The organism is Streptomyces sp. SCSIO ZS0520 (assembly GCF_025643355.1).
GTDB classification, from domain to species: Bacteria; Actinomycetota; Actinomycetes; order Streptomycetales; family Streptomycetaceae; genus Streptomyces; species Streptomyces physcomitrii.
This window is the reverse complement of record NZ_CP092644.1, coordinates 3,124,748-3,146,940: the sequence shown is the minus strand read 5'-3', so window position 1 is coordinate 3,146,940 and position 22,193 is coordinate 3,124,748. Positions and strand designations below refer to the sequence as shown.

The 22,193-nt window shown below is 72.6% G+C and carries 15 protein-coding genes; 9 read left to right on the top strand and 6 right to left on the bottom strand.

Annotation, left to right across the window (positions count from 1 at the left end; all coding sequences use genetic code 11):
* Positions 1-8 precede the first annotated feature (8 nt).
* Both MID12_RS11905 and MID12_RS11900 read left to right on the top strand, forming a co-directional pair.
* On the top strand, positions 9-1,334 hold the full coding sequence (locus MID12_RS11905) for an aspartate aminotransferase family protein (protein WP_263166810.1): 1,326 nt from the start codon (positions 9-11) through the stop codon (positions 1,332-1,334).
* A 220-nt stretch (positions 1,335-1,554) separates the two neighbouring features.
* Entirely contained in the window at positions 1,555-4,947 is a 3,393-nt protein-coding gene (locus MID12_RS11900; RefSeq protein ID WP_263166808.1) for a GH92 family glycosyl hydrolase, read from the top strand.
* 114 nt (positions 4,948-5,061) lie between these two features.
* On the opposite strand, the gene MID12_RS11895 is transcribed toward MID12_RS11900, so the two are convergent.
* From MID12_RS11895 to MID12_RS11885, 3 genes are all read right to left on the bottom strand, one after another.
* The gene (locus MID12_RS11895) at positions 5,062-6,408 is read right to left on the bottom strand and encodes a lipase family protein (RefSeq protein ID WP_040249758.1); all 1,347 of its coding nucleotides are present in this window, start codon (positions 6,406-6,408) and stop codon (positions 5,062-5,064) included.
* Positions 6,409-6,588: 180 nt separating this feature from the next.
* A complete protein-coding gene (locus MID12_RS11890) occupies positions 6,589-7,167 on the bottom strand; it encodes a dihydrofolate reductase family protein (RefSeq protein WP_263166803.1) in 579 nt (192 codons plus the stop codon).
* Positions 7,168-7,483: 316 nt separating this feature from the next.
* A complete protein-coding gene (locus MID12_RS11885) occupies positions 7,484-8,848 on the bottom strand; it encodes a lipase family protein (protein ID WP_263166801.1) in 1,365 nt (454 codons plus the stop codon).
* A gap of 758 nt (positions 8,849-9,606) precedes the next feature.
* Between MID12_RS11885 and MID12_RS11880 the strand changes: the two genes are divergently transcribed.
* From MID12_RS11880 to MID12_RS11870, 3 genes are all read left to right on the top strand, one after another.
* On the top strand, positions 9,607-12,135 hold the full coding sequence (locus tag MID12_RS11880; RefSeq protein WP_263166799.1) for a helix-turn-helix transcriptional regulator: 2,529 nt from the start codon (positions 9,607-9,609) through the stop codon (positions 12,133-12,135).
* Positions 12,136-12,434: 299 nt separating this feature from the next.
* Complete coding sequence (locus MID12_RS11875; RefSeq protein WP_263166797.1) at positions 12,435-13,430, top strand: AraC family transcriptional regulator; 996 nt, start codon at positions 12,435-12,437, stop codon at positions 13,428-13,430.
* Positions 13,431-13,965: 535 nt separating this feature from the next.
* Positions 13,966-16,011 (top strand): AMP-dependent synthetase/ligase, encoded by a 2,046-nt coding sequence (locus MID12_RS11870; RefSeq protein ID WP_263166795.1) that lies wholly within the window; start codon positions 13,966-13,968, stop codon positions 16,009-16,011.
* A gap of 832 nt (positions 16,012-16,843) precedes the next feature.
* Here MID12_RS11870 and MID12_RS11865 read toward each other — a convergent pair.
* Both MID12_RS11865 and MID12_RS11860 read right to left on the bottom strand, forming a co-directional pair.
* Positions 16,844-17,581: an acyl-CoA thioester hydrolase/BAAT C-terminal domain-containing protein gene (locus MID12_RS11865; protein WP_263166787.1), complete on the bottom strand. Its 738-nt coding sequence runs from the start codon at positions 17,579-17,581 to the stop codon at positions 16,844-16,846.
* Between the two features lie 21 nt (positions 17,582-17,602).
* Positions 17,603-18,058, bottom strand: coding sequence for an acyl-CoA thioesterase/BAAT N-terminal domain-containing protein (locus MID12_RS11860; protein WP_263173091.1), 456 nt, complete (start codon positions 18,056-18,058; stop codon positions 17,603-17,605).
* 304 nt (positions 18,059-18,362) lie between these two features.
* Here MID12_RS11860 and MID12_RS11855 point away from each other — a divergent pair, with 304 nt between their 5' ends.
* Entirely contained in the window at positions 18,363-18,863 is a 501-nt protein-coding gene (locus MID12_RS11855) for a hypothetical protein (protein WP_263166785.1), read from the top strand.
* A gap of 106 nt (positions 18,864-18,969) precedes the next feature.
* On the opposite strand, the gene MID12_RS11850 is transcribed toward MID12_RS11855, so the two are convergent.
* Positions 18,970-19,521, bottom strand: a complete 552-nt coding sequence (locus tag MID12_RS11850) for a flavoprotein (RefSeq protein ID WP_263166783.1) — start codon at positions 19,519-19,521, stop codon at positions 18,970-18,972.
* 208 nt (positions 19,522-19,729) lie between these two features.
* Between MID12_RS11850 and MID12_RS11845 the strand changes: the two genes are divergently transcribed.
* From MID12_RS11845 to MID12_RS11835, 3 genes are all read left to right on the top strand, one after another.
* Entirely contained in the window at positions 19,730-20,911 is a 1,182-nt protein-coding gene (locus MID12_RS11845; protein ID WP_263166781.1) for a helix-turn-helix domain-containing protein, read from the top strand.
* Between the two features lie 317 nt (positions 20,912-21,228).
* Positions 21,229-21,456 carry a hypothetical protein gene (locus MID12_RS11840; RefSeq protein WP_263166779.1) on the top strand — a complete coding sequence of 76 codons (228 nt, stop codon included), beginning with the start codon at positions 21,229-21,231 and terminating at the stop codon, positions 21,454-21,456.
* Positions 21,457-21,467: 11 nt separating this feature from the next.
* Positions 21,468-21,773, top strand: coding sequence for a hypothetical protein (locus tag MID12_RS11835; protein ID WP_263166778.1), 306 nt, complete (start codon positions 21,468-21,470; stop codon positions 21,771-21,773).
* Positions 21,774-22,193 lie beyond the last annotated feature (420 nt).

Below are 22,193 nucleotides of genomic sequence, written 5' to 3'. Positions count from 1 at the left end.
GTCCGCCGATGACCGACACCCCGCCCGGAACCACCGCGCCGCGCCCCGCCGGAGAGGAACTGGCCGAGCTCGACCGCCGCCACCTGCTGCACCCCTGGACCCCGTACGGCATCGGCGACCAGCTGATGCTGGTCGAGGGCAGCGGGGTCGAGGTCACCGACTCGCACGGCAACACCTATCTGGACGGGCGCAGCGGCCAGTTCAACGCCACGCTCGGCTACCGCCACCCGCGGGTGGTCGCCGCCCTGACCGAGCAGGCCGGCAAGCTCATGACGTACGCCCTGCTCGGCTCGTCCAACGAGCCCGCGGTGCGGCTCGCGGCCCGGCTGGCCGAACTGCTCGGCGAGCCGGGCGTGCGCACCCTGTTCTGCAACTCCGGTTCGGAGGCCACCGAGGCGGCCATCCGCATCGTGCGGATGTACCACGCGCTGCGCGGTCAGCCGCAGCGCACCACGGTGCTCTCGCTCGCCGACAGCTACCACGGCACCACCCTCGCCGCCGCCGCGATGTCCGGCTCCCCGCTCGCCTGGACGGGCTGCGGCCCGCTGCCCGAGGGCTTCGTACGGGTGCCCACCCCCGGCTCGACCGTGCGCGACCAGGGCGATGTCCGGCCGGGCGCGGAGGCCCTGGAGGAGGCGATCCTCGCTCAGGGCGCGGAGAACGTCGCCGCCTTCTTCGTGGAGCCGGTCCTCGGCGTCGGCGGCATCCGCCCGCTGCCCGCCGGGTATCTGCGCGCCGTCCGGGAGATCTGCGACCGGCACGGGGTCCTGCTCGTCGTCGACGAGGTGACCACCGGCTTCGGCCGCACCGGCGAGTGGTTCGCGCACCGCCGCGAGGGCATCCGCCCCGACCTGCTCACCCTGGGCAAGGGACTCGCCGCCGGATACGTGCCCTTCGCCGCCGTCACGACCACCGCGGAGATCGCCGAGGCCTTCGCCGCCGACCCGATGCTCGGCGGCCTGCGGCACGGCCACACCACCAGCGGTCACGCCCTGGGCGCGGCGGTCTCGCTGGCCGTCCTGGAGACCATCGAGGAGGAGGGCCTGATCGAGCACGCCGCCGCCATGGGCGAACGCCTCTGCGGCGGCCTCGCCGACCGCCTCAAGGACCTGGAGGGCGTCAGCGACGTCCGCGGCGTCGGCCTCTTCGCGGGCATCGAGTTCGACACCTTCGACCGCGCCACCCAGGTGATGCTGGGCTGTCTGCGCGCCGGGGTGATCGTCCGCAGCGAGGGCCCGGTCCTCGCCGTCGCCCCACCGCTGATCGTGAACGCGGCCCAGATCGACCGCATCGTCGACACCCTCCACCGGGCAACGGCGGCCGCCACGGGCTGAGCTCGGGAGGCAGGTGGCGGGGGCCGCCCGGCGCTGTGGGCGGGCGGCCCCGGCGTCGGGCGGCCCCGGCGTCGGGCGGACCCCCGTCCAAACCCTTGACAGCCCCGCCCGCGCCCAGAAGCATCTACCGGCAGATTCTGACAACGTTGTCTGGTCGAGTGCGCGCAACGGTCGGACAGTTCACCGCCCCGCCCCCCACCCGTACGCAGGAAGGGCAGCAATGGTGTCGTACAGATCCACCAGGCCGGACACGTCCCCCGCCCCGCCCGGCCGCCCCCGCCGGCGCCTGGCCCTCACCGCCCTGGCGGCGGCAGTCACCGCCCTCGCAGCCGCCGGACTCACCGCCCCGGCGGCCACCGCGGCGACCCCCTCGGCCCCGGCGGCCGAGAAGCTGACCGCCGACCCCGTCCCGTACGTGGACCCCCTGATCGGCAGCGCGAACCTCGGCAACACCTACCCCGGTGCCGTGGTCCCCTTCGGGATGCTGGCCTGGAGTCCGCAGAACTCGAAGGGGAGTCAGGTGGCGACGCCCGCGCCCGGCGGGTACCAGTACGACGCGACGCGGATCCGCGGCTTCAGCCTCACGCACCTGAGCGGGGTGGGGTGTTCGGGGGCCAATGGGGACATCCCGATCATGCCGCACGTGGGGGAGGTGACCTCCTCGCCGAGCGCGGACACCAAGGACGAGGTCTACGCGAGCACCTTCTCGCACCGGAACGAGAAGGCGGCCGCCGGGTACTACAAGGTGGGCCTGGACAGCGGGGCGAGCGCGGAGCTGACCACCACCGCCCGTACCGGCTCGGGACGCTTCGGCTTCCCCGGGGACAAGCCCGCGAGCATGCTCTTCCGTACCTCCAACTCCGAGACGGGCAGCACCGGTTCACAGGTGAAGGTGGACGCCGGGCGCCGTACCGTGACCGGCTCCGTGGACGCGGGCAACTTCTGCGGGCCGCAGAGTGCCAACAACCGCAAGGCGCTCTACACCCTGCACTTCACCGTCCGCTTCGACCGGCCCTTCGCCGCCTCCGGTACCTGGCAGGACGAGAAGCTGCGCCCCGGCACCGACGCGGCGCGCGGCGGCACCGGCTTCGACGAGAACGGCAAGCCGGTCGCGGGCAAGGGCTCGGGCGCGTACGTCACCTTCCCGGAAGGCACCCGGCAGGTACGGGCCCGGGTCGCGATCTCCTACGTCAGCGCGGCGGGTGCCGAGGCCAACCTCCGTGCGGAGAACCCGAGTTCGCGGAGCTTCGGTGCGGTGCGGTCGGCCGCCCGGGAGCAGTGGCGGCGGGCCCTCGGCCGGGTCCAGGTCGGCGGCGGCACCCGCGAGCAGCGCACCACCTTCTACACCGCGCTCTACCACGCGATGCTGGAGCCGACCCTCACCAGCGACGCGGGCGGCCGGTACCGGGGCGCCGACGGCCGCACCCACCGCCTGACGAAGGGTCAGCACGCCCAGTACGGCACCTTCTCCGGCTGGGACCAGTACCGCAGCCAGGTGCAGTTGCTCGCGCTGCTCCAGCCGAAGGCCGCGAGCGACTATGCGCAGTCGCTCTTCCACTACGCCCGGCAGCGCGGCGGCGAGTGGGACCGCTGGCTGCTGCAGCACGGCAAGACCAGCGTGATGAGCGGGGATCCCTCGGCGCCCGCGCTCGCCGGGATGTACGCCTTCGGCGCGCGGGACTTCGATGTGAAGGGCGCCCTCTCCTCGCTGGTGCACGAGGCCACGGTGCCCACCGCCAACGACTCCAGCGACGCGGGCTGCAATGTCGAGTGCGTCGGTCAACGCCCGTCCCTGGACAAGTACTTGGCGAACGGCTACGTCCCCGCCGACGACTGCCACTGCTGGGGCGGCGCGGCCGAGACCCTGGAGGACAGCGCCGCGGACTTCGCCCTCGCCGAACTCGCAGGAGAGACCGGTGACTTCGCCACCCGGCGGACCTTCCTGAAGCGGGCCGGGAACTGGACCAAGGTCTTCGACCCGCACGCCACCCCCGAGGGTGGCTATATGCGCGACCGCAAGGCGGACGGCTCCTGGGCGGGCGCGTCCTTCGACCCGGCCACCGAGCAGGGCTTCGTGGAGGGCACCAGCGCGCGCTACTCCTGGATGGTCTACTCGGATGTCGCCGGTCTCGCGCAGGCCATGGGCGGCAGGCAGCGCGCCGTCGAACGCCTCGACGCCTTCTTCCGCACCCCGGACGGGGCCTTCGACTTCTCCGCCGAGGACCCCACGCGCTACGACCCCACCAATGAACCCGATATCAACGCCCCTTATCTCTACGACTACTTGGGCGCCCCCTACAAGACCCAGGAGACCGTCCGCGCGGAGCTGGACCAGCTGTGGACCACCGGCCCGGGCGGCATCCCCGGCAACGACGACGCGGGCACCATGTCCGCCTGGTACGTCTTCTCGGCGCTCGGGATGTACCCGCAGGTCCCCAGCCGCGCCGACCTGGTGCTCTCCAGCCCCGTGTTCCCGCGGGCGGTCGTGCACACCGGAGGCGGCAAGAAGATCACCGTCCGGGCTCCGGGGGCCTCCCGGGAGAACATCTACATCCACGGCGTCGAGGTCAACGGCCGTTCCTCCGACCGGCCTTGGGTCCCGGCCTCCTTCGTGGAGCGCGGCGGCACCCTGGACTACACCCTCGGCGGCAGCCCCGACACCTCCTGGGGCAGCGACCCGCAGGACGCGCCGCCCTCCTTCCGTACCGGGGAGTCGCCGTTCTTCGCCGGGACTGTGCCCGACCAGGTCAAGGCCGAGCCCGGCACCTCGGTACGGGCCGCCCTGGAGGTCTCCACGCTGCGCGACCGGCGGGTCCCGGTCCGCTGGTCCGCGAAGCCGCCGGAGGGGATCCGGGTGTCCCCGAGCCGGGGTGCCCTGACCGTGCCGAAGCGGGGGAGTGCCGACGCGAAGCTTTCGGTCACCGCGGCGGCGGGCACTCAACCTGGGCTCTACAGGGTGCCGTTGACGGTGTCCTCGGCGCAGGGCGGCACCGTCCCGAAGGCCTGGCTCTCGGTGACGGTCGGTCAGCGCGGCACCCTCAGCTGGCTGGTCAACAACACCGGCATCTCCGCCGACGACACCGAGCCCACCGGCAACTTCGACGGCGGAGGCTGGAGTTACTCGGCCAAGGCCCTCGCCGAGGCGGGCGCGGTGCCCGGCGGGAAGGTCACGGCCGGGGGCTTCGACTTCAACTGGCCTCGGGTGAAAGCCGGTTCGCCGGACAACGTCCAAGTGGGCGGCGGTGACCAGGTGTTGGACCTCTCGGCCGGATCCGCCGGTGCCACCCGGCTCGGGCTGCTCGGCAGCGCCGCCTCCGGCCCGAGCAGCGGAAGCCTCACCCTCACCTACGCGGACGGCAGCACCGAGAAGGCCGAGTTCGGCTTCAGCGACTGGACCCTCGGCGGCGGCAGCGAGGAGCCCTCGTACGGGAATGTGAAGGCGGTGCACACCCCGTACCGGACGGTCGAGGGCGGCACCACCGAGCCGGTGGACACCTATGTCTTCGCCACCGCCCCGATCCCGCTGCGCCCGGGCGCGCACCTGGTGAGCGTGACGCTGCCGGAGTCGACCCAGGGCGGTGACCTGCACGTCTTCGCGGTGGCGACCTCCTGAGGGTCGCCGCGCCCGGGAGAGCACCGAGGCCGGGCCCCGGCAGTTCGCGGGGCCCGGCCTTCCTCACCCGGTCAGGACCCGGCGGTCACGGGGCCGGGCTCCGCAGCCCGGTCGTCACGACCCGGAGGTGGGCCGCTCCGGCTCCAGGGAGTTGCCCGCGGGGATGCGGCCGCAGTCGGAGGGTGCCTTCTTGCCCGCGAACCGGTCGTTGAGCCAGCCGAGCGCGCCCGGCGCCCAGACCGCGGCGCTCGGGAGATGGCTGAGCAGGTCGTACTGCTGGTAGCGGATGGAGTCGTTGCCGGTGGCGCAGTACTGCCGGGCGAGGGCCCGCACGTCCCCGGCGACCATGACCCCGTCGCCCCGGCCGATGCCCTCGGGGTTGCCGAAGGTCCCCTCGGTGACGCCGCCGACGCCCTGCGCGATGTGCCCGGGGACGGTCGGGGTGGCGGCCGAGCCGAGGTTGACCTTGTTCACCGCCGTGACGAACTCCGGCACCGAGTTCGGGTCGGCGTACTCCGGCTTCGCCAGCTTCTTCCAGGTCAGCCCCGGGTAGTGGCCCAGGGCGTCGAGGAGGCTGCCGTCCTCCAGCTTCTCGTAGACCCCGACGCCGTAGGGGCTCAGGTACTTCTTGAGGTCGATGTCGTACGAGCGGGCGATGCCGATGATCGCCATCGGGATGACCCCGGACCAGACCAGGGAGCCGTTCACGTACTTCAGGTTGTGCGCCGGGGCGACCAGCAGTCCGCCCTCGGTGAAGCCCACCAGGCGCTTGTTGACGTCCGGCGCGTACTCGGGGGCCCGCGCCGCCGCCCAGTTGGTGGCGATGGCGCCGCCGGAGTAGCCGATCAGGCCGACCCGGGTCGCGGCGTCCATCCCGGCCCCGGCCTCCGCGCGGGTCGAGGCGCGGATCGAGTCCAGGGTGTTGGCCCCGTACTCCGGTCCGGCGGCGAAGTCGGCCCGCTGCCCCTCGGTGTCCGGGATGATCACGTTGTAGCCCTGGAGCAGCAGCGGCGCCAGGAAGACGGTCTCGGCGTTGGCGATGAGCCCGCCGAGCCGGACATCGCCCGCGATGGCCCGGGACGGCGCGTCCTCCGGGTTGAGGGAGTCGTAGAAGGACTGGTACGAGACCGCCTTGGTGGAGTCGCCCTTGATGCTGCGCACCACGGTGGTGACATTGGCGGCGGGGCGGCCGAGCGCGTCGGTCGAGCGGTAGAGCAGCTGGATCGCCTTGACCGGCGTGGGGATGCCCACCACGTGATAGGTCAGCGTCCGCTTCTTCAGGACGTCTCCGGGCCGGTACGAGGAGAGCGGCTTGCTGCCGTCGTAGCGGTAGAAGGGGTCCTTCGCCGTGGCCGCGGCGGCGGCTTCGGGCGCCGCCTCCGCCGTGGCGGCGGGGGCGATGCCCGCGGCGAGGGCGGTGACGACGGCGCAGGCCAGCAGCCGTACGGACTTCCTGGGCATGGGTCCCCCGGGGTGAGTGAACTGGAACACACTGGTGGTCTCGGAGGAAGGTATCCGGCGGTAACGCCACTTCCTAGTCGCCGGATGAGCATTCCCCGGGGGTCGCGCGCCCCGATTCCGTACGCCAGGCGATTGCGCCGGGAGCGGGGGACCTGCTAGGCGGGGCGCGCGTGGAGCGGCTCAGGTGTGCAGGGTCGGCCGGTAGACCAGCTCCTGGACGCGGCCGTCGAGGGTGCGGTGGTCGAGCAGTTCGAGGTCGAAGTCGTCCGCGCCCCGGAAGATCGGGTCGAGTCCGGTCCGGCCGGTGATCGCGGGGAAGACCGTGACCTGGACGCGGTCGACCAGCCCGGCGGCCATCAGCGCCCGGTTCATCGACAGGCTCCCGTGCGAGCGCAGCGGCACCGCGGACTCCTCCTTCAGCCGGGCCACGACCTCGACGGCGTCGCCGCTCACCAGCTGCGCGTCCGGCCAGTCCAGGGGTCCTTCCAGGGTGGTCGACACCACGGTGGCCGGCATGTTCCGCATCCGCGTGACCCAGGGGTCGCGTACATCGGAGTCCTCGGTGCTCGACGCCAGCATCTCGGCGAACGCCCGGTAGGTGCGCGCCCCGAAGACCATCCGCTGCTCCTCGGCGTACAAGTCGAGCCGGTGGTCGAGGAGTTCGGGGCCCTGCTTGCCCCAGTAGCCGGTCCAGTCGCCCCCGGCGGCGCCGAAGCCGTCGAGACTGGAGAAGACGTCGAAGGTGTAGGTGGCGGTCATGGTGCTCTCCTCGGTGCGGCCGATGGGGTCTGGCGATGGGGTCTGTCGACGGGGTCCGTCGGCGGAGTCCGTCGAGGGGTTCCGTCGATGGGGTCTCGGGAAGAGAGACCGGCCATCACGACAAGAGTCATCGCCCGGGCCGGAAGAGAAGTGCGGCACGCCGAGCGGGGCACGGCGGCGGCTGCGGTGCAACCCGGGTGCGCGCAGGGGGCGGGGCCGGGAAGGCTCCGCCCCCTGCGCGTGCCGCACGGGACCCGACCGCGCCCGTGCCGCACGGGACCCGACCGCGCCCGTGCCGCACGTGACCCGACAGCGGTCAGGAGCGCGGTGCCGGCTTCTGCGGTTCCAGGGAGTTGCCCTCGGGGATCCGGTCGCAGTCGGAGGGGGCGGGCTTGCCCTCGAAGCGGTCGTTCAGCCAGGCCAGTCCGGTGGGCATCCACGGGACGGCCGCACCGAAGTGGCCGAGGAAATTGTGCTGCTTGTACGTGATCGCGGTGTTGCCGGTGTCGCAGTACTGCCGGGCCAGCGCCTGCACGTCGCCGGTCACCATGACGCCGTCGCCCCTGCCGATGCCCGGGTGGTTGCTGAAGGTCCCCTCCCCGATCCCGGCGTTGCCCTGCACGATGTACCCGGGAACCGTCGGGGTGGCGGCGGAGCCGAGGTTGACCTTGTTCACCGCGGTGACGTACTCCGGCACCGAGTTGGGGTCGGCGTACTCGGGCTTCGCGATCTTCTTCCAGCTCAGGCCGGGGTACTGGGCGAAGACATTGATGATCGAGGCGCGCTCCAGCTTGGCGACGAGCTTGACGCCGTAGTCGTTCAGGTACGGCTTGAGGTCGATCTCGTAGGAGCGGGCGATGCCGAGGACCGCCATCGGGATGATGCCGCCCCAGCTGAGGCTGCCTCCGACGTACTTGAGGTTGTGCGCCGGGTTCGCGAGGATGCCGCCCTCGGTGAAGCCCACCAGCTTCTTGTCGACCTCGGGTGCGTACGCGGGGGCGAGCGCGGCGGCCCAGTTGGTCGCGATGGCGCCGCCCGAGTATCCGGCCAGGCCGAAGCGGGTGCCGGAGCCCATGCCGGTCTCCGGGGAGCGGGTGGCGGCCCGGATCGAGTCCAGCGTGTTGGTCCCGTACTCCGGCCCGGCCGCGAAGTGGGCCTCCTGCCCCTCGGTGTCCGGGATGACGAGGTTGTAGCCCTGGAGCAGGGCCGGTGTCAGGAGCAGGGATTCGATGGTGGCGATGCTGCCGCCGAGGCTGACGTCCCCGGCGATGGCGCGGGACGGCGCGTGCTCCGGGTCGAGGGAGTCGTAGAAGGACTGGTACGACAGCGCCTTGCCGCTGTCGCCCTTGATGCTGCGCACGACCGAGGTCACGTTGGCGGCCGGACGGCCCTTCGCGTCGGTGGTGCGGTAGAGCAGCTGGACCGCCTTCACCGGGGTGGGGATGCCGGCGAAGTGGTAGGTCAGCGTCCGCGTCTTCAGTACGTCGCCGGGGGCGTACGCGGAGAGGGGCTTGCTGCCGTCGTAGCGGTAGAAGGGGTCCTTGTCCTTCGCCGCCGCCTTGGCGGCGACCGCCGGGGCGGCGGGGGGCGCGGCCGTGGCCGCGGGCGCGGCGACGAGCGCGAGTGAGGTGAGTGAGGTGACGACGGCGGTGGCCAGCAGTCGTGCGGAACTACTGCGCATGGCTCTCCTTGAGGTCCGTGAAAGAGCTCACGAATTCGGCTCGGGTGAAGTGATCGACAGATGGAGCGCAGGTACCTGCGTGTGCGGATACGCGCTCTTCGGATGCGTGCGGCTGCGTCGGGTGAGGCCGAGTCCGGTCGGGTCCGGTCGGTGAGGTCGCGGGCCGCCTGCGGGGGCGGTCCCGTCCCGCGACCGCTCGTGCGCCTGCCTGTACTCGTGACCGCGGCCGTCCCGTCGGCCGTCCCGGGCGGGGCGGGTCCTCGCCCTGCCGGGTGCGTCGAAGAGCGGAGGCGCGGCGAGGCCCGGGAAGGGGTCGGGCCCCTGCCGGGCGGTGCTGCCGCGCGAGCCGGTGAGTCGGCGTCTCGCCGGTTCGCTGTGCAGATCCTGCTGGCGGGGGCGGCCCGGCGCCTCCGCCATCCGGCGGATATTCGCGCCCCGGTGCTTCCGCGGTGCGGTCGTACGAGGGCTCGCCGGGGGCGGCCGGTCGGTGGTCCGGTGCCGCGGGATGGGGCGCCGGACGGTCAACCGGCGCCGCGGGCACGGCACTTCAGCCGTCCGTCCGCCCGTCCGGCCGCGGGGCGCCGGGGCCGGTGCGCGGCCCCCGGGCGGTCCCGGTCGACGGTCGCTCTTCCTTTTCCGTCCGAGACGCTGATAATAGGCAACGCTAACGGTTTGTTTCTTCAATTGTCGGTCGTGTGTCATCCGCCCGTGCGGCGGCGGTCTCACGACCAGGCGGTACGTGATCGGCGGGGGAACGGGTGGGTGACGATCTGCTGGGGCGGGAGGCGGAGCTGGACACCGTCCGCCGTGCCGCCCGGTCCGCCGCCCGGGGTGACGGCGGACTGCTCCTGTTCACCGGGCCGCCGGGCATCGGCAGGACCGCACTGCTCGGCGCCGCCTGCCGAGTCGTCCGGGCCGAGGGGCTGCGGGCGGTGCGCGGCGGCGGAGTCCCCCTGCACCGGGGCGTGCCGCTGGCGACCCTGCTCGCGACGTACGAACCGGGCTCCGGCCGGGCGGCCCCGGGCTCCGGCGGCGGTCCCGCCGGTGCCGCGGCCCCGCTCGCGGACGGCCCGGACCTCGACGCGACCGCCCCGCTCGCGGACGGTTTCGCCCTCGACGCGGCCGCCGCCCGGATCCTCGGCGCCTGGCGGCGGGGCGGCCCCACCGCCGTACTCCTCGACGACCTGCATCTCGCGGACGACGACACCCTGCGCGTACTGCACCTGCTGACCGGCCGGCTGAAGACCGCCCCCGTCCTGGGCGTGGCCACCGCACGCATCGGTCACGCCCGGCTGGCCCCGGTCCTCGACGGCGCGCGGGTACGGTCCCTGGCCGGGCTCGGCGCCGGGGACGCCGCGGAGCTGGCGCGCCGCGCCGTCCGGGAGGGCGGGGACCGGCATTCCGGCCGAGGCGCCGGGCCGCTGTCCGGGGCGGGCGGCAATCCCCGCTACGTCCTGGCGGCGGCCGCGGGGCAGTTGGCGGGCCCCGCCCTGCGGCTGATGAGCGAGCTGCCCGAGCCCGGCGCCGCGCTGCTGCGCACGGCGGCGCTCCTCGGGGACGGCAGTGAGGTGGAGGAGTTGGCGGCGGCGCTGGGGCGCCCGGGCACGGAGGTGCTCGGCACCGTCACCGCACTGCTCGCCCAGGAGCTCCTGGTACCGCACGGCCGCGGGGTGGCCGTCGTACCGCGGGCGCTGGCCGCCGGGCTGCGCGAGGTGTTCGGTCCGCTGTTCGGGCAGCTCAATGCCCTTTCCCTGGCGGCGGGTCCGGTCGCCCCGGCCCGTATCGCGCAGCTCCTCGACCGCGATCCGGCCCCGCTCGGGGCCCCGGCCCGCCGGTGGCTCCTCGGGAACGCGCGCACGGTGGCGGCCGGTGAGCCCGAACTCGCCGTACGCCTGCTGAGGCGGTGGCTGTCGGTGCCCGTGTCCCCCCGGGAGGCGGTCGCCGAGGCGCGCTCGGCGCTGGCCGAGGCCCTGCTGTGGTCCGGTCGCCCCGTGGAGGCCGAGCGCGAGGCCCGGTCGGCGCTGCGCGTCCACGAATCGGCCGCACTGCGCACCACCGTGGCCATGGCGAGGATGACCGCGGCCGACGCGGGGAGCGGCTTCGCCGTCCTGGAGCCGCGGCTGGCGCGGGACGAGCGCCTGCTCGGGCCGGCCGCGCTCTGCCTGACGATGGCCGGGGACCTGCCGGGGGCAGAACGGCTCATCAAGCGCTCGGTGGGCAGCCGGGACTCCGGGGTCCTCGCCCATGTCCTGCACGCCCGGGCGGTCCACGGCTGTCTGAACGGCGACCGGTCCGCCGCGGCCGGGCAACTGGCCGAGGCCCGCCACCTGTTGGAGCGGGAGCTGCCCGACCCCGGGCTCACCGCGCTCAACTCCCTGCTGCGGCTGGTCTGTTCGGACGGCGAGGCGGAGCGCCTGCGGATCGACGCGGAGGCCGAGCCCCTGGTGCGGCGGCTCGGCGGTCTGTGGCTCTCCTGGTTCGCGATGGAGTCCGCGCTGACCGCCACCGGCGCCGGGCGCTGGGACCTGGCGCGCGCTCTCCTCCAAACCGCGCTCACCCGCCGGGAGTTGTACGGCATGGCGGGCCCCCTGTACGGGCTCGGAGCCCAACTCGCCCTACAGCAGGGGGACATGCCCTCCTTCCGCCGCCAGGCGTCGGCCGCCGCGGCGCAGCGGGCCGGGCTGCGCGGCGCGGCGGTCCTCTACCGGGGCGTACCCGCCCTGGCCGAGGCCCTGCTCGCGGAGGCGGACGGCCGTACCGGTGAGGCGCTCGCCCTGGTGCGCGGACTCCTCGGCGACGCGAACGCCTCCCTGCCGCACCACTGCGTGCCCGCGGCGGCGGCCGTCCTGGTGCGCCTGTGCCACTCCGCCGGGGACCGCGAACTCGCCCGCGCCCTCGCCCGTACCGTCCGGGACGGTGCGGCCGCCGGGCCGGAGCCGGGCGGAGCGGAGGAGGGCGGGGTGGCTCTCGCGGTGGCGGCGGGCGGCTTCGCCCGGGCGGGTGCCTCCGGCGAACTCCCGTACTCCTCCGCCGTGTTGGGGGTGGAGGGGCTCGGCGCCGGCGAACGGGAGGGGCGGTCCCGGCCGGTCTCGGGCTGGGAGAGCCTCACCCCGGCTCAGCGCCGGGTGGCCGAGTTCGTCGCCGAGGGCTGTACCAACCCGGAGACCGCACGCCGCCTCTTCGTCTCGCCGCGCACCGTGCAGAGCCATGTCTCGCAGATCCTGCGCAAACTCGGCCTCAGCTCCCGTGTCGAGATCGCGGTCGAGGTAGCCCGGCGCCGGGACTGAACCCCGCGGACGGCGGGTGCGGCGGGACGAGTCACCGGGGCCGCCGGTGCCACCGGGCGGGCCGCTCCCCGAGCCTCCCCGCCGGACGTCAGCCGAGCTGATAATGGGCAACACGAATCATTTGCTTTCTCCGCCGTCTGAGGGGAGTGACGCGGGACATGACCGAGTGGAGAACCGGACCGGGAACCGGACGAGGAACCGGACGGGGAACCGGACGGAGAAGCAGCGGGTCCCGCGAGTCCCGGGACGGCTGCCGGGGCCCGGCGCCTCTGCCCTCCTCGGCGGGGGAGAGCCGGACGGTGCCCCCGTACTATCTGGGGCGCCTGCTGCGGTACGCGGAGCGCTGCGGCGAGGACGTGCGGCCGCTGCTGCGGGAGGCGGGCATCGCCCCGGACATCGCGAGCCGGCCGCGCGGCGCGGTCACCCCGGAGCAGATGGCACGGTTCACCCAGGCCCTCTGGGACCACACCGGCGACGAACTCTGGGGCCTCGGCCGAGCCCCGGTCCCGCGGGGCACTTTCCACCTCCTGTGCATCCCACTGGTCCACGCCCGTGATCTGCGGGGGGTGGTGGCCCGCTTCGAGCGCGCCACCAAGGTGCTGCCCGGCGTCCCGGAGGCCCGGGCGGTGCACGGGGGCCGCCTGACCAGGATCGAGATCGACCTGCGCGGACTCGACGATCCGGAGCACCTGGGCGCCGATCTGATCTCCGCCCTCCTGCACCGGGTCGCCGGTTGGCTGATCGGTCGGCGCATCCCGCTGCGGCTCCTCGAACTGCCCTGCCCGGCACCCCCGTACGTCTCCGACTACGAGCAGGTCTTCGGGCGGATCCCGGTGTTCGGCGCCCCCGCGGCCGTCCTCGGTTTCGACTCCGTGCTTCTGGAGGCCCCCGTGGTCAGGGACGAGGCGGACCTGGCCGGCTACATCCGCGAAGCCCCCCACGAGCTGTTCCGTACCCGCGACTACGGCTCCGCCCGGTCCGACCAGGTACGCAGGATCCTGGAGGAGGGGCTGCGCGGCCACCGGCCGGACTCGGCGGAGGTGGCGGCGCGCCTCGGGATGAGCCCGCAGCACCTGCGCCGGCTGCTGCGCGAGGAGGGCACCTCGATGAGCGGCCTCCGGCAGGAGATCCTGCGGGACGCGGTGATCACGAGCCTGCTGCGCGGTGACGAGTCCGTGGAGGAACTGGCGGCGAGGCTCGGCTACTCCGAGGCGAGCGCCCTGCGCCGGGCCTTCCGGCGCTGGACGGGCGCCGCCCTCGGCGCCTACCGCCCCGGGGCCTCACTGCCCGGGTGACACCGGGCGGACACGCGCTCCGGCCCCGGGCCGCTCCGCCCCCGGGTCAGTTCCCGGTCCGACACCCGCCCTCCCGGCCGCAGTTCCCGCGCCGACACCCGCCCCCGGCCACAGGCCCCGGGCCGATCCATGCCCCTCCCCGGTCACAGATCCCGCGCCCTTCGCACCCCCGGGTCACAGGTCCCGTCCGATACGCGTTCCGGTCCCGGAGCGTGTGCGTTCCGGTCATCGCGGCCCGGCGGCCGCTCGCCCACGATGGGGGCGTACGGGCGCACCGCGGCGGGACGGGGTTCGCGCCGGACGGGCGGCCGGGGCCTTCGGCGGGCTCCGGACGCTCGGGCGGCTCGACGCTCTCTTCCGCGGCAGGTGCTCCGTCCCCGGCACGGGCCGGTACCCGCGTCCGCACGGTCCGCGGCAGCGCGGGAACCACCGGCCGCACCACACCCGGTGACCTCCCGCGAGCCGGGCCCCGTACCCGACGACGAGCCCGTATCCGGCGACGAGCCCGGGCCCGTACCCGACGAGAGGAGAAACGGTGGGACCGCCTTCCGGACACCAGCCCTCCGGGACCGCACCGGGGGCCGCGCCGCCCCCCGGCATCCCGGGCGGACACACGGCCCAGCGGCCGCCGACCGCGCGCGGTGGCGACCCGCGCGAGGCCCGGCCCGCGCCCCCGCCGGCCGGGGAACCCCTGAGCGATCCGGCCCTCGCCCCCGACCGGATACGGCGGCTCCTTGCCGAGGCGCCGAGCCTGGCGGAGGTCTTCCAGCACACGGTGGCGGCCGTGCCGGACCGGGTGGCGCTGCGGTCCTCGGACGGCGCGGTCTCCTACACCTGGGCCGAGTACGACCGGCGGGTACGCGAGCTGGCGGCGGGCTTCGCGGCGCTCGGGGTGGGCCGCGGGGACACCGTCGCGCTGATGCTCGGCAACGGGCCCGACTTCCACCTGGTGGACGCGGCCCTGTTCCACCTCGGCGCCGTCCCCTTCTCCGTCTACAACACCAGCACCCCGGAGCAGATCGCCCACGTCCTGGCCAACGCGGACAACGCGGTGGCGGTCTGCGAGGAGGCGTTCCTGCCCCGGCTGAGGGCGGCCGCCGCCGACCGGCTGCGGCACCTGGTCTGTACGGACGGGCAGCCGGACGGTGCCCGCACGCTGGCGGAGGTGGCGGCGGCCGGGGACCCCGGCTTCGACTTCGACGCCGTCTGGCGCCGGGTCGGCAGGCAGGACGTCCTCACGCTCATCTACACCTCGGGCACCACGGGACCGCCGAAGGGTGTCGAGCTGACCCACGGCAACATCCTCACCAACCTGGGGTCGCTCGCCAATCTGCCCGAACTCGCCGACCGGGTGGTGGGCGGCCGGCTCGTCTCCTACCTCCCGGACGCGCACCTGGCCAACCGGTACTTCGCCCACTACCTGGCGATGATCACCGCCTCCTCCGTCACCACGGTCCGCGACATCAGGACGGTGATCGAGGTGCTCCGCGCCGTGCACCCCACCGTCTTCCTGGGCGTGCCGATGTTCTGGTACAAGATCAAGGCCGCCGTCGACGCGGCGGTCGCCGCCGAGCGCGGCCCCAAGGGGCACCTCGCCCGCTGGGCCGTGCGCACCGGCCTGGAGGCGAGCCGCAGGTCCCGTTTCGGCGGCCGCCGGACACTCTCCCTGCGCCTGCGGCACACCCTCGCCGAACGGCTCGTCCTGGCGAGGCTGCGCGAGGGCATCGGGCTCCACCGCACCATCGCCCCCGGCACCGGTGCCGCGCCGATCGCCCAGGAGACGCTGGAGTTCTTCCTCGGCCTCGGTCTGCCGCTCCTCGAAGGCTGGGGCATGTCGGAGCTGTCCGCCGTCGCCACCATGAACCGCCCCGGTGACATCCGCCCCGGCAGTGTCGGCAGAGCCCTCGACGGGGTGGAACTGCGGCTCGCCGAGGACGGCGAACTCCTGGCCCGCGGCGAGATCGTGATGAAGGGCTACCGCCGGGATGCGCAGCGGACGGCCGAGGCCCTCGACGCGGAGGGCTGGCTGCACACCGGGGACATCGCCACCATCGACGCGGCGGGCTTCGTACGCATCGTCGACCGCAAGAAGGAACTGCTCATCAACTCGGCGGGCAAGAACATGTCCCCCTCCAACATCGAGAACGCCCTGCGCGCGAGCTGTCCGCTCGCCGCCTCGGTGGTGGCGGTGGGAGACCGCAGGCCCTACGTCGTCGCCCTCGTCGTCCTCGATCCGCAGGCGGCCCCGGCCTTCGCCGAGCGGCACGGCATCCACGAGACCTCGGCCGCCGCGCTCGCGGCGCACCCCCTGGTGCGGGCGGCCGTGGAGCGGGCCGTGGCGGAGGCCAACGGCGCCCTGTCCCGCGTCGAGCAGATCCGGAAGTACGCCCTCCTGCCGGTCTTCTGGGAGCCCGGGGGCGAGGAGCTGACCCCCACCCTCAAGCTGCGGCGGCGGCCCATCCTGGAGAAGTACGCGCAGACCGTCGAGGCCCTGTACGCGAGCGACGAGCGGCGCCCGGCGGCGGAGCGGGGGAGCACCCGGCCGGGCCCGGGGCCCACGCGCACACCTCCCCCCAACTGACCTCCCGGGTACTGGAGGAGGAACTGTCCGCCACCGAGCCGATCCTCGGCGGACTGGTCACCGACGCCGTCCGGTACGCGGGCGGCCCGTCGCCCTGCGCCTCATCCGCGACCGGGTCCTGGTGTGCGAGGCCTCCGGCCCGAGCAGCACCCGGTCCCGACGCCGATGGCTGAACTCCCGCCACCCGTAAGGGAGTCGGCGGACTGCCGCAGCGGCCCGGGGCGACGGGAAGGCGCGGTGCGCAACTCGGCCCGTTTCCCGGCGGGTTGGGGACGATCAGGCCCCGCCCGCAGCGCAACTACCCACGGCAAGCGGCCACTACGGCGGCTGCGCCCGCACCGGACAGTACGGCTCTACGGCCACACCAGACAGTAAGGCTGATGCCCCGCCTCATGCAGCCGGTGGCTGAAGTCCTGCCATTCGTGGAGGGATTGGTGATGGGAGGGCACTGACCTGGGAGTTCGCAAGGGAATGTGCGTTGGCCTGGGAAAGCTCCACTCGGCAGTTCTCATTGGGTCAACGCTGTTTCTGCGATCGCCCATGGGTCCTCTCCCGTAGCGGGTGGACACTGGTCATCAGCGCTTTCCCACCCGGCGCTTCGACTGCGCTGCCCAACGAGCGACGTGCCGAACTGGCACGCGATCACCCCCATCCTTCACATCGAACAGGTGTTCTGTGAAGGGGGTGTTGGGATCGATCGCGGGTGGAGGTCGGCTGAATGGGTCGCTCATCACGTTGACGGCCAGTAGGGCCACCCGAAGACCAGGGCCATTGAGCGAGACGCTCGGTCGGGCGGGGGGAAAGGGGTGAGGTGGCCGGGTCCACGAAGTACTCAGCGGTCGAGTAGCTGCAATATCCGAGGCCAGCTGTCGGCCTTCGATCGCGCGTCGTCGGTCGAGGTCCCGCCCAGGTTTATCCATCGCTTCGACACCGGGTGGCGTGTCAACGTGCCCGCAGCCCGATAGGGCGCGCCCCCGACTCCGTGCCCTGCAGCGTCGTAGATCAGCGCGCGGTGCCTGGCCCCGGAGGAGTTGGTTCGCTCGGCAATACTCGCGGCCGAGTCGGCAGAAGACCACAGCCGGTCATCCTTGCCCGCCACGGCCAGGACCGTGCCACGCACCCGGTTCAGCGGAATGGGGCCGATCCGTATCGGCTGGCCCGCGCGCGTCCAGCTCACGAGATCCGCAGCCGAGCCTGCCTCCGGGAAGAACGTCCTGATGCCGGGTGCCAACACCACTGCATCCCTCACCAGGCCGGGGTAGTACTGGGCGAGCAATTGAGCCGCTTCGCTGCCGCGCGAGACGCCCACGACTGCGAGTCTGTCCGCGGCGGTACCGGACTTGCTCTGCAGCAGCTTGGCGGCCCGGACGAAGTACTCCAGAGCAATCCCCTGCAGCTCCTTCGGCCGCCCCTCGCAGGCGAAGTAGCAGATCGAGAGCGCCGGATGGCCTCGGGAAGCCAGCAGCGCCGCCTCGAAGTCCAAACTGCGCCCGCCCTCCGAGCCACCGATCAGCAAGACGGGCCCTTTGCGAGCGGCGCCGGACCGGGGCAGGAAGAGCATGCCGTCCATCTGGTCGTTCGCGACGGTGAGTTACTGGTGTCCTACCCCGGTAGCCCGCCACTGCCGGGTCGTCGTCCGGTGTGCGATTTCCCGGTTGCCGCTGCGCACCGCGATCCGCACCTTGTACGACGGCTTGTGTGCAGGCGTGTCGGAGGAGAACCAGCTTTCGTCCGCTTCTCCCTTCTGTGGGCGCATCGACCAGAACAGGCCCATACCGTCAGTGTGACGGAACGTGCCCGCGACAGGCCGCTGGCGCGCGAGTGCCACCGAGCCGTTGGCGTCGGCTGTGAACTGTGCCCACGCCGACCACCTCAGCCCCTTGTAATCGACGGCCCGTGAGGCAACGGTCACACGCTCGCCAGGGTGTAACCCGGTCACCCGGATCCGTATTGGCTCGTCCGCGAGTGCCGTCGGCCGATCGATCGCGATGCGCGCACTCGCACTCGCCTTCGGCGATGCCTCCTTCGTGCATGCTGTGCCTGACATCAGCGACAACACCACGGCGCAGAGCGCCACTCGAACCCCCGCAGGCCTCATCCGGGCAGCTTGCCTTACCGAATAGCCGGGACGAAAGGCTCTGCCCGTTGTCAGCGCGTCGCGTGTTCAGCCGCTCAGGGCCACGCCTGGAAGGGCGCGGAGCCGAGGAACCGACCAAGGCTGCACTGAGGCTCTTTCGTCTTCGCTCTGGGCTGGCCAGGTGCAGAGGGAGGGCGGCCTGGACGAGGCGGGTGACGCGGGTGGTAGAGCCCCCGGGCCTCCCTCGGCAGCGGTCAGCCGAGAGAACCGGAGGGTGCAGCAAGCGACGCAGGTGTGCTGGGACGTGATGGAACGCGGCGGCGCTGCGGTCATCGTCGAACGGGCCACAGCCTATGCCTCCGAGGAGACATGGCGGGCGCTGGTGAAGCGGCACCGCAGGAGGGGATGCGACGATCTCGCCCTCCTGGCCCGGCAGATTCTTCAGGGCAAGGATCAGTTGCACGATGCCATCGGGCGAGCGGCCGGAGGTCTCTTCGGGTTACTGGGCAGACCGCGGATCGAGCGCGTCTTCGCACAGGAACTGGCTCGGAGAATCCCGTTGCCTGGCGGCGGTCACCTGTCGGCGGCTGCCCGCGGTTTGCAGATCACGGGGATCTGCCTCTGCGTAGTCCATCGCCGAGACCTGACCGGATGCGCCTGTTTGCGGGATGTCCTCTTCGCCGAAGGAGAGGACCACCTGCACCGGCTTCTCCAGGGCGGGTTGGAGGACTGGTGGGGTCTGCCCGCTCGGGTGGGGGACACCGTCACTGGCTGAGGTAACCGGCGCCCACCGGGTGCGTGCGACAGTGGGCATGCGTTGTTACGCGCGGGAGACACCTCTTCTGGGAGGAGCGCCTGCCTAGGAGCGCCGCCGTGGCAGCTCACCGATCGCGGTTGCCGAGGAACTTTCCCAGCGCCCCCACCGCCCGAGCCCAGGGAAAGCCCCGCGGGTCACCTTGCTTGGGCGGATGCGCCTCGTAGCCCTGCGATCCGTCGAGCACCAGCACGCCTTGTTCCCGAAGAACCGCCAGCGACCGGGCGACGGCGGGTTGTGCTCCCTGGGCCTGGTTGAAGTACGGCATCGCGGCCACCGGTACGCCCAGGTGCACGGCTTCCGAGGCCAGCCCGATGGCCAGGGTGTCCGAGATTCCCGCGCCCCATTTGTTCAGGGTGGTGCTCGACATGGGCGCCATCAGCATCGCGCTCGCCTTCGGCAGCACGTCCTTCTCCCAGGGCAGCTTGTACTGGGAGCGCACGGGGTGGCCCGTCAGCTCGGCCATCTCGGCCATGCGCGGTTCCCACCACCGGGCGGCCGAGGGGGTGAGCACCAGGCATACGTCCCATCCGGCTTCCTGGGCTGCCCGGACTCCCTCGTCCACGTACTGTGCGGGGCCGGCCGCACAGGCGATCAGGTAGAGCACCGGCTTCGTCATGCCCGCAGTCCACACTCCAGGGCCGGGTCGCGCAACACCCTGTTGGACTGGGGACTTGCCCGGGTACGTCCCTCACCAGGACGACCGGGTCCGCCGATCACCGCCGAGCGTGATGAAGCCCCACCGCCCTTGGGCGGTGGGGCTTTCGTCGTTCCCCCGTTTTCGGGCGGGGGTACCGTTCTGGTGTCGAGTCAGAACGGAGTTCGGTATGCCTCAGCACACTGACGAGCACACCGGCGCTCGTGTGGCGCGCCTGCGCGCACTGCGCCACCTCACGCAACAGGGCCTGGCCGACCGGGCGCACGTATCGGTATCGCTCGTCCGGGCGGTCGAGCAGAACCGGGCTCCGGCCAGTGCGGCTTTCATCGGTGCGGTCGCCCGTGCCTTGTCCTTGCCGACGACCGAGATCACTGGTCAGCCGTACATCGACGAACTGCGCCAAGACCAACTTGACGGCCTGATCCAGCCGATCAGGGAAGCGCTGGACGTGTACGACCTCGGGGCGGACCCCGAGGTGCGCCCTCGCCCCGGTAGCGCCCTGCACGCCGAGACGGAACGGCTGTGCGCGGAGTTGCGCAAGACCAACATCAAGCTGGCCGCGAGCGAGTTGCCCGCGTTGATCCACGAGGCCACGACGGCGGCCCACCTCGCCCCTTCCTCGGACTCGTGGGGCACTCTGGCGTCGGCATACCGCACCGCCTACGACATCGCCACCAAGCTCGGGTACTCGGATCTCGCGACCACTGCCCTGGACCGCGTCGACTGGGCAGCGCAGCGAGGGGGCGACGCCTCGATGGGCGCCTTCCGCCAGTACCTTCGGGGCCTCGCGTACCTGCGAGCCGCGCAGTACCGCACGGGCAAGCGGCTCGTGCAGCTGGGGCTGTCCACGATCGAGCAGGCCGAAGCCAGTCGGGAACGCGATGTCGTCACCGGCCAACTCCACCTGGGCGCCGCGATCCTGGCAGCGAGGGACCAGAGGCCCGACGATGCGAACAGCCACCTGCAGGAGGCCGACCGGATCGCCGGACAGACGGGCCCGGCTGAGCAAGTGCTGTGGGCTTCCTTCGGTCCCGCCAACGTCGTGCTGCACAGGGTCTCGGCGCACATCGAGATGGACGCCTACGACGATGCCGTGCGGGCGGCGCACGGTGCCCAGTTGAACACCCTCCCCCCGTCGCGTATCGCGCACCACTACGCCGACGTCGCCCGGGCGGAGCTGTGGTCGGGTCATGCGGACGACGCGTGGACGACCTTGCGCAAGGCGCGCGCCACCGCCCCTCAGCAGGCGCGGTACTCGCCCGTGGTGCGGCAGACGGTTGAAGGGCTGGCGAGTCACTACCGGAACCTCCCGGACAGCTTTGCCAACTATGCGCGCTGGGTTGGGGTGTAACACCCGGTCAATCGATGGCCCTGGGTGACAAAGAGGTTTGTCACCCAGGGCCCTTTCCTGTCGGCATCTTGGTACGCAGAGCAACCGAGCGCTTACAGGAGTCGAGACATGGCCGAGACTGCGGCACCCTTACGTCCGCTGCCGTCGGTGGCCGACCTGTCCGAAGCCCAGCTGAGCGGCACCGCGTGCGTCTGGGGAGGCGGCTCCCTCGCGGGTTCCGTGTCCCTCGTGGACCTCGGCACTCAGCCGCACCCCGATGGCTATTCGTACTGGTTCCCACGCGCCTGCGTCGGCTGCCACTTCCGAGAGGTGGCCTCTTGACGGCGCCCGCAGAGCCCGTGGAGCCCGTAGACACCGCGTACAGCAGCTTCTCCGGGCACTTTCTGGACCACAAGTACTGCCTCGGTGAAGAGGGCCTGTGCCTCACCGGCAGGATCCGGCGCCAGATCAACAAGCACGGTATGGACTCCACGACCGGCCAAGTCTCCGAGTGGCACAGGCGGGACTACCGCAAGACCCGTACGTATATCGGCCCGATGCCTTGAAGAGGTTCCCCATGGATTACTACGTCCCCCACTACGTCCCGAGCCCGAAGGAGCCGGCGGTCGATCTGGAGTTCTGGGATCCGGAAGGTCGGAAGGAAGCCGCCGCGGCCGGGCAGGAACTGGTCAACGCGCTGGACGAGTTGGGCATCGCGCTGGACGACATCGAGATCCGCGAGCCCTGCTCCCACTGCCGTCGCCAGGACTACCTGCTCAGCCTCGGCACGATCGACCTCGCCACCGCCCGTGAGTGGGCCGAACTCCTGCGCAAGCTGGCCCCGTTCGGCGACGAGAACGCCCAGGGCGCGGGCACGAGGTGAGGCTCTGACCCCCGCTCCCGGGCTTGACCACCCTGTCCGGGCAGCTGCCCGGGCGGCCCGGGAGTGGGCCCCGGGGCCGCTGCCCACCCCACCGGGCAGCCGCCCCTCCCATCACCAACAGCCCTTGGCGGGGCACAAGGAGCGCGATGCGCACGACCGAATCCGCCTACGGCGAGCCGGGCGGCGGCAAGAAGCCCAAGCCCGACCCGACACCACCGACCCCGGCCCCCAACCACAACACCCGTACCCAGTAGGCGACTTACCGGATACCCAGTAGGCGACTTACCGGAAGGATCAGCACCATGACGCAGACGCATCCCGGCCCCGTGCAGCACGGTGGAGGCGGCGACCCGCTCCCCGGCGAGCCCTGGCCGGCGCCTCCGCCTCCGAGCCCGGACGGCGGGCCCGGCGTTCCCATGC

Bases quoted from the DNA above. Each gene is read 5' to 3' on its own strand.
- MID12_RS11835 (WP_263166778.1), top strand. From the start codon at position 21,468: ATGGATTACTACGTCCCCCACTACGTCCCGAGCCCGAAGGAGCCGGCG.
- MID12_RS11900 (WP_263166808.1), top strand. From the start codon at position 1,555: ATGGTGTCGTACAGATCCACCAGGCCGGACACGTCCCCCGCCCCGCCC.
- MID12_RS11890 (WP_263166803.1), bottom strand. From the start codon at position 7,167: ATGACCGCCACCTACACCTTCGACGTCTTCTCCAGTCTCGACGGCTTC.
- MID12_RS11885 (WP_263166801.1), bottom strand. From the start codon at position 8,848: ATGCGCAGTAGTTCCGCACGACTGCTGGCCACCGCCGTCGTCACCTCA.
- MID12_RS11865 (WP_263166787.1), bottom strand. From the start codon at position 17,581: ATGGACGGCATGCTCTTCCTGCCCCGGTCCGGCGCCGCTCGCAAAGGG.
- MID12_RS11895 (WP_040249758.1), bottom strand. From the start codon at position 6,408: ATGCCCAGGAAGTCCGTACGGCTGCTGGCCTGCGCCGTCGTCACCGCC.
- MID12_RS11845 (WP_263166781.1), top strand. From the start codon at position 19,730: ATGCCTCAGCACACTGACGAGCACACCGGCGCTCGTGTGGCGCGCCTG.
- MID12_RS11905 (WP_263166810.1), top strand. From the start codon at position 9: ATGACCGACACCCCGCCCGGAACCACCGCGCCGCGCCCCGCCGGAGAG.
- MID12_RS11850 (WP_263166783.1), bottom strand. From the start codon at position 19,521: ATGACGAAGCCGGTGCTCTACCTGATCGCCTGTGCGGCCGGCCCCGCA.
- MID12_RS11860 (WP_263173091.1), bottom strand. From the start codon at position 18,058: ATGTCAGGCACAGCATGCACGAAGGAGGCATCGCCGAAGGCGAGTGCG.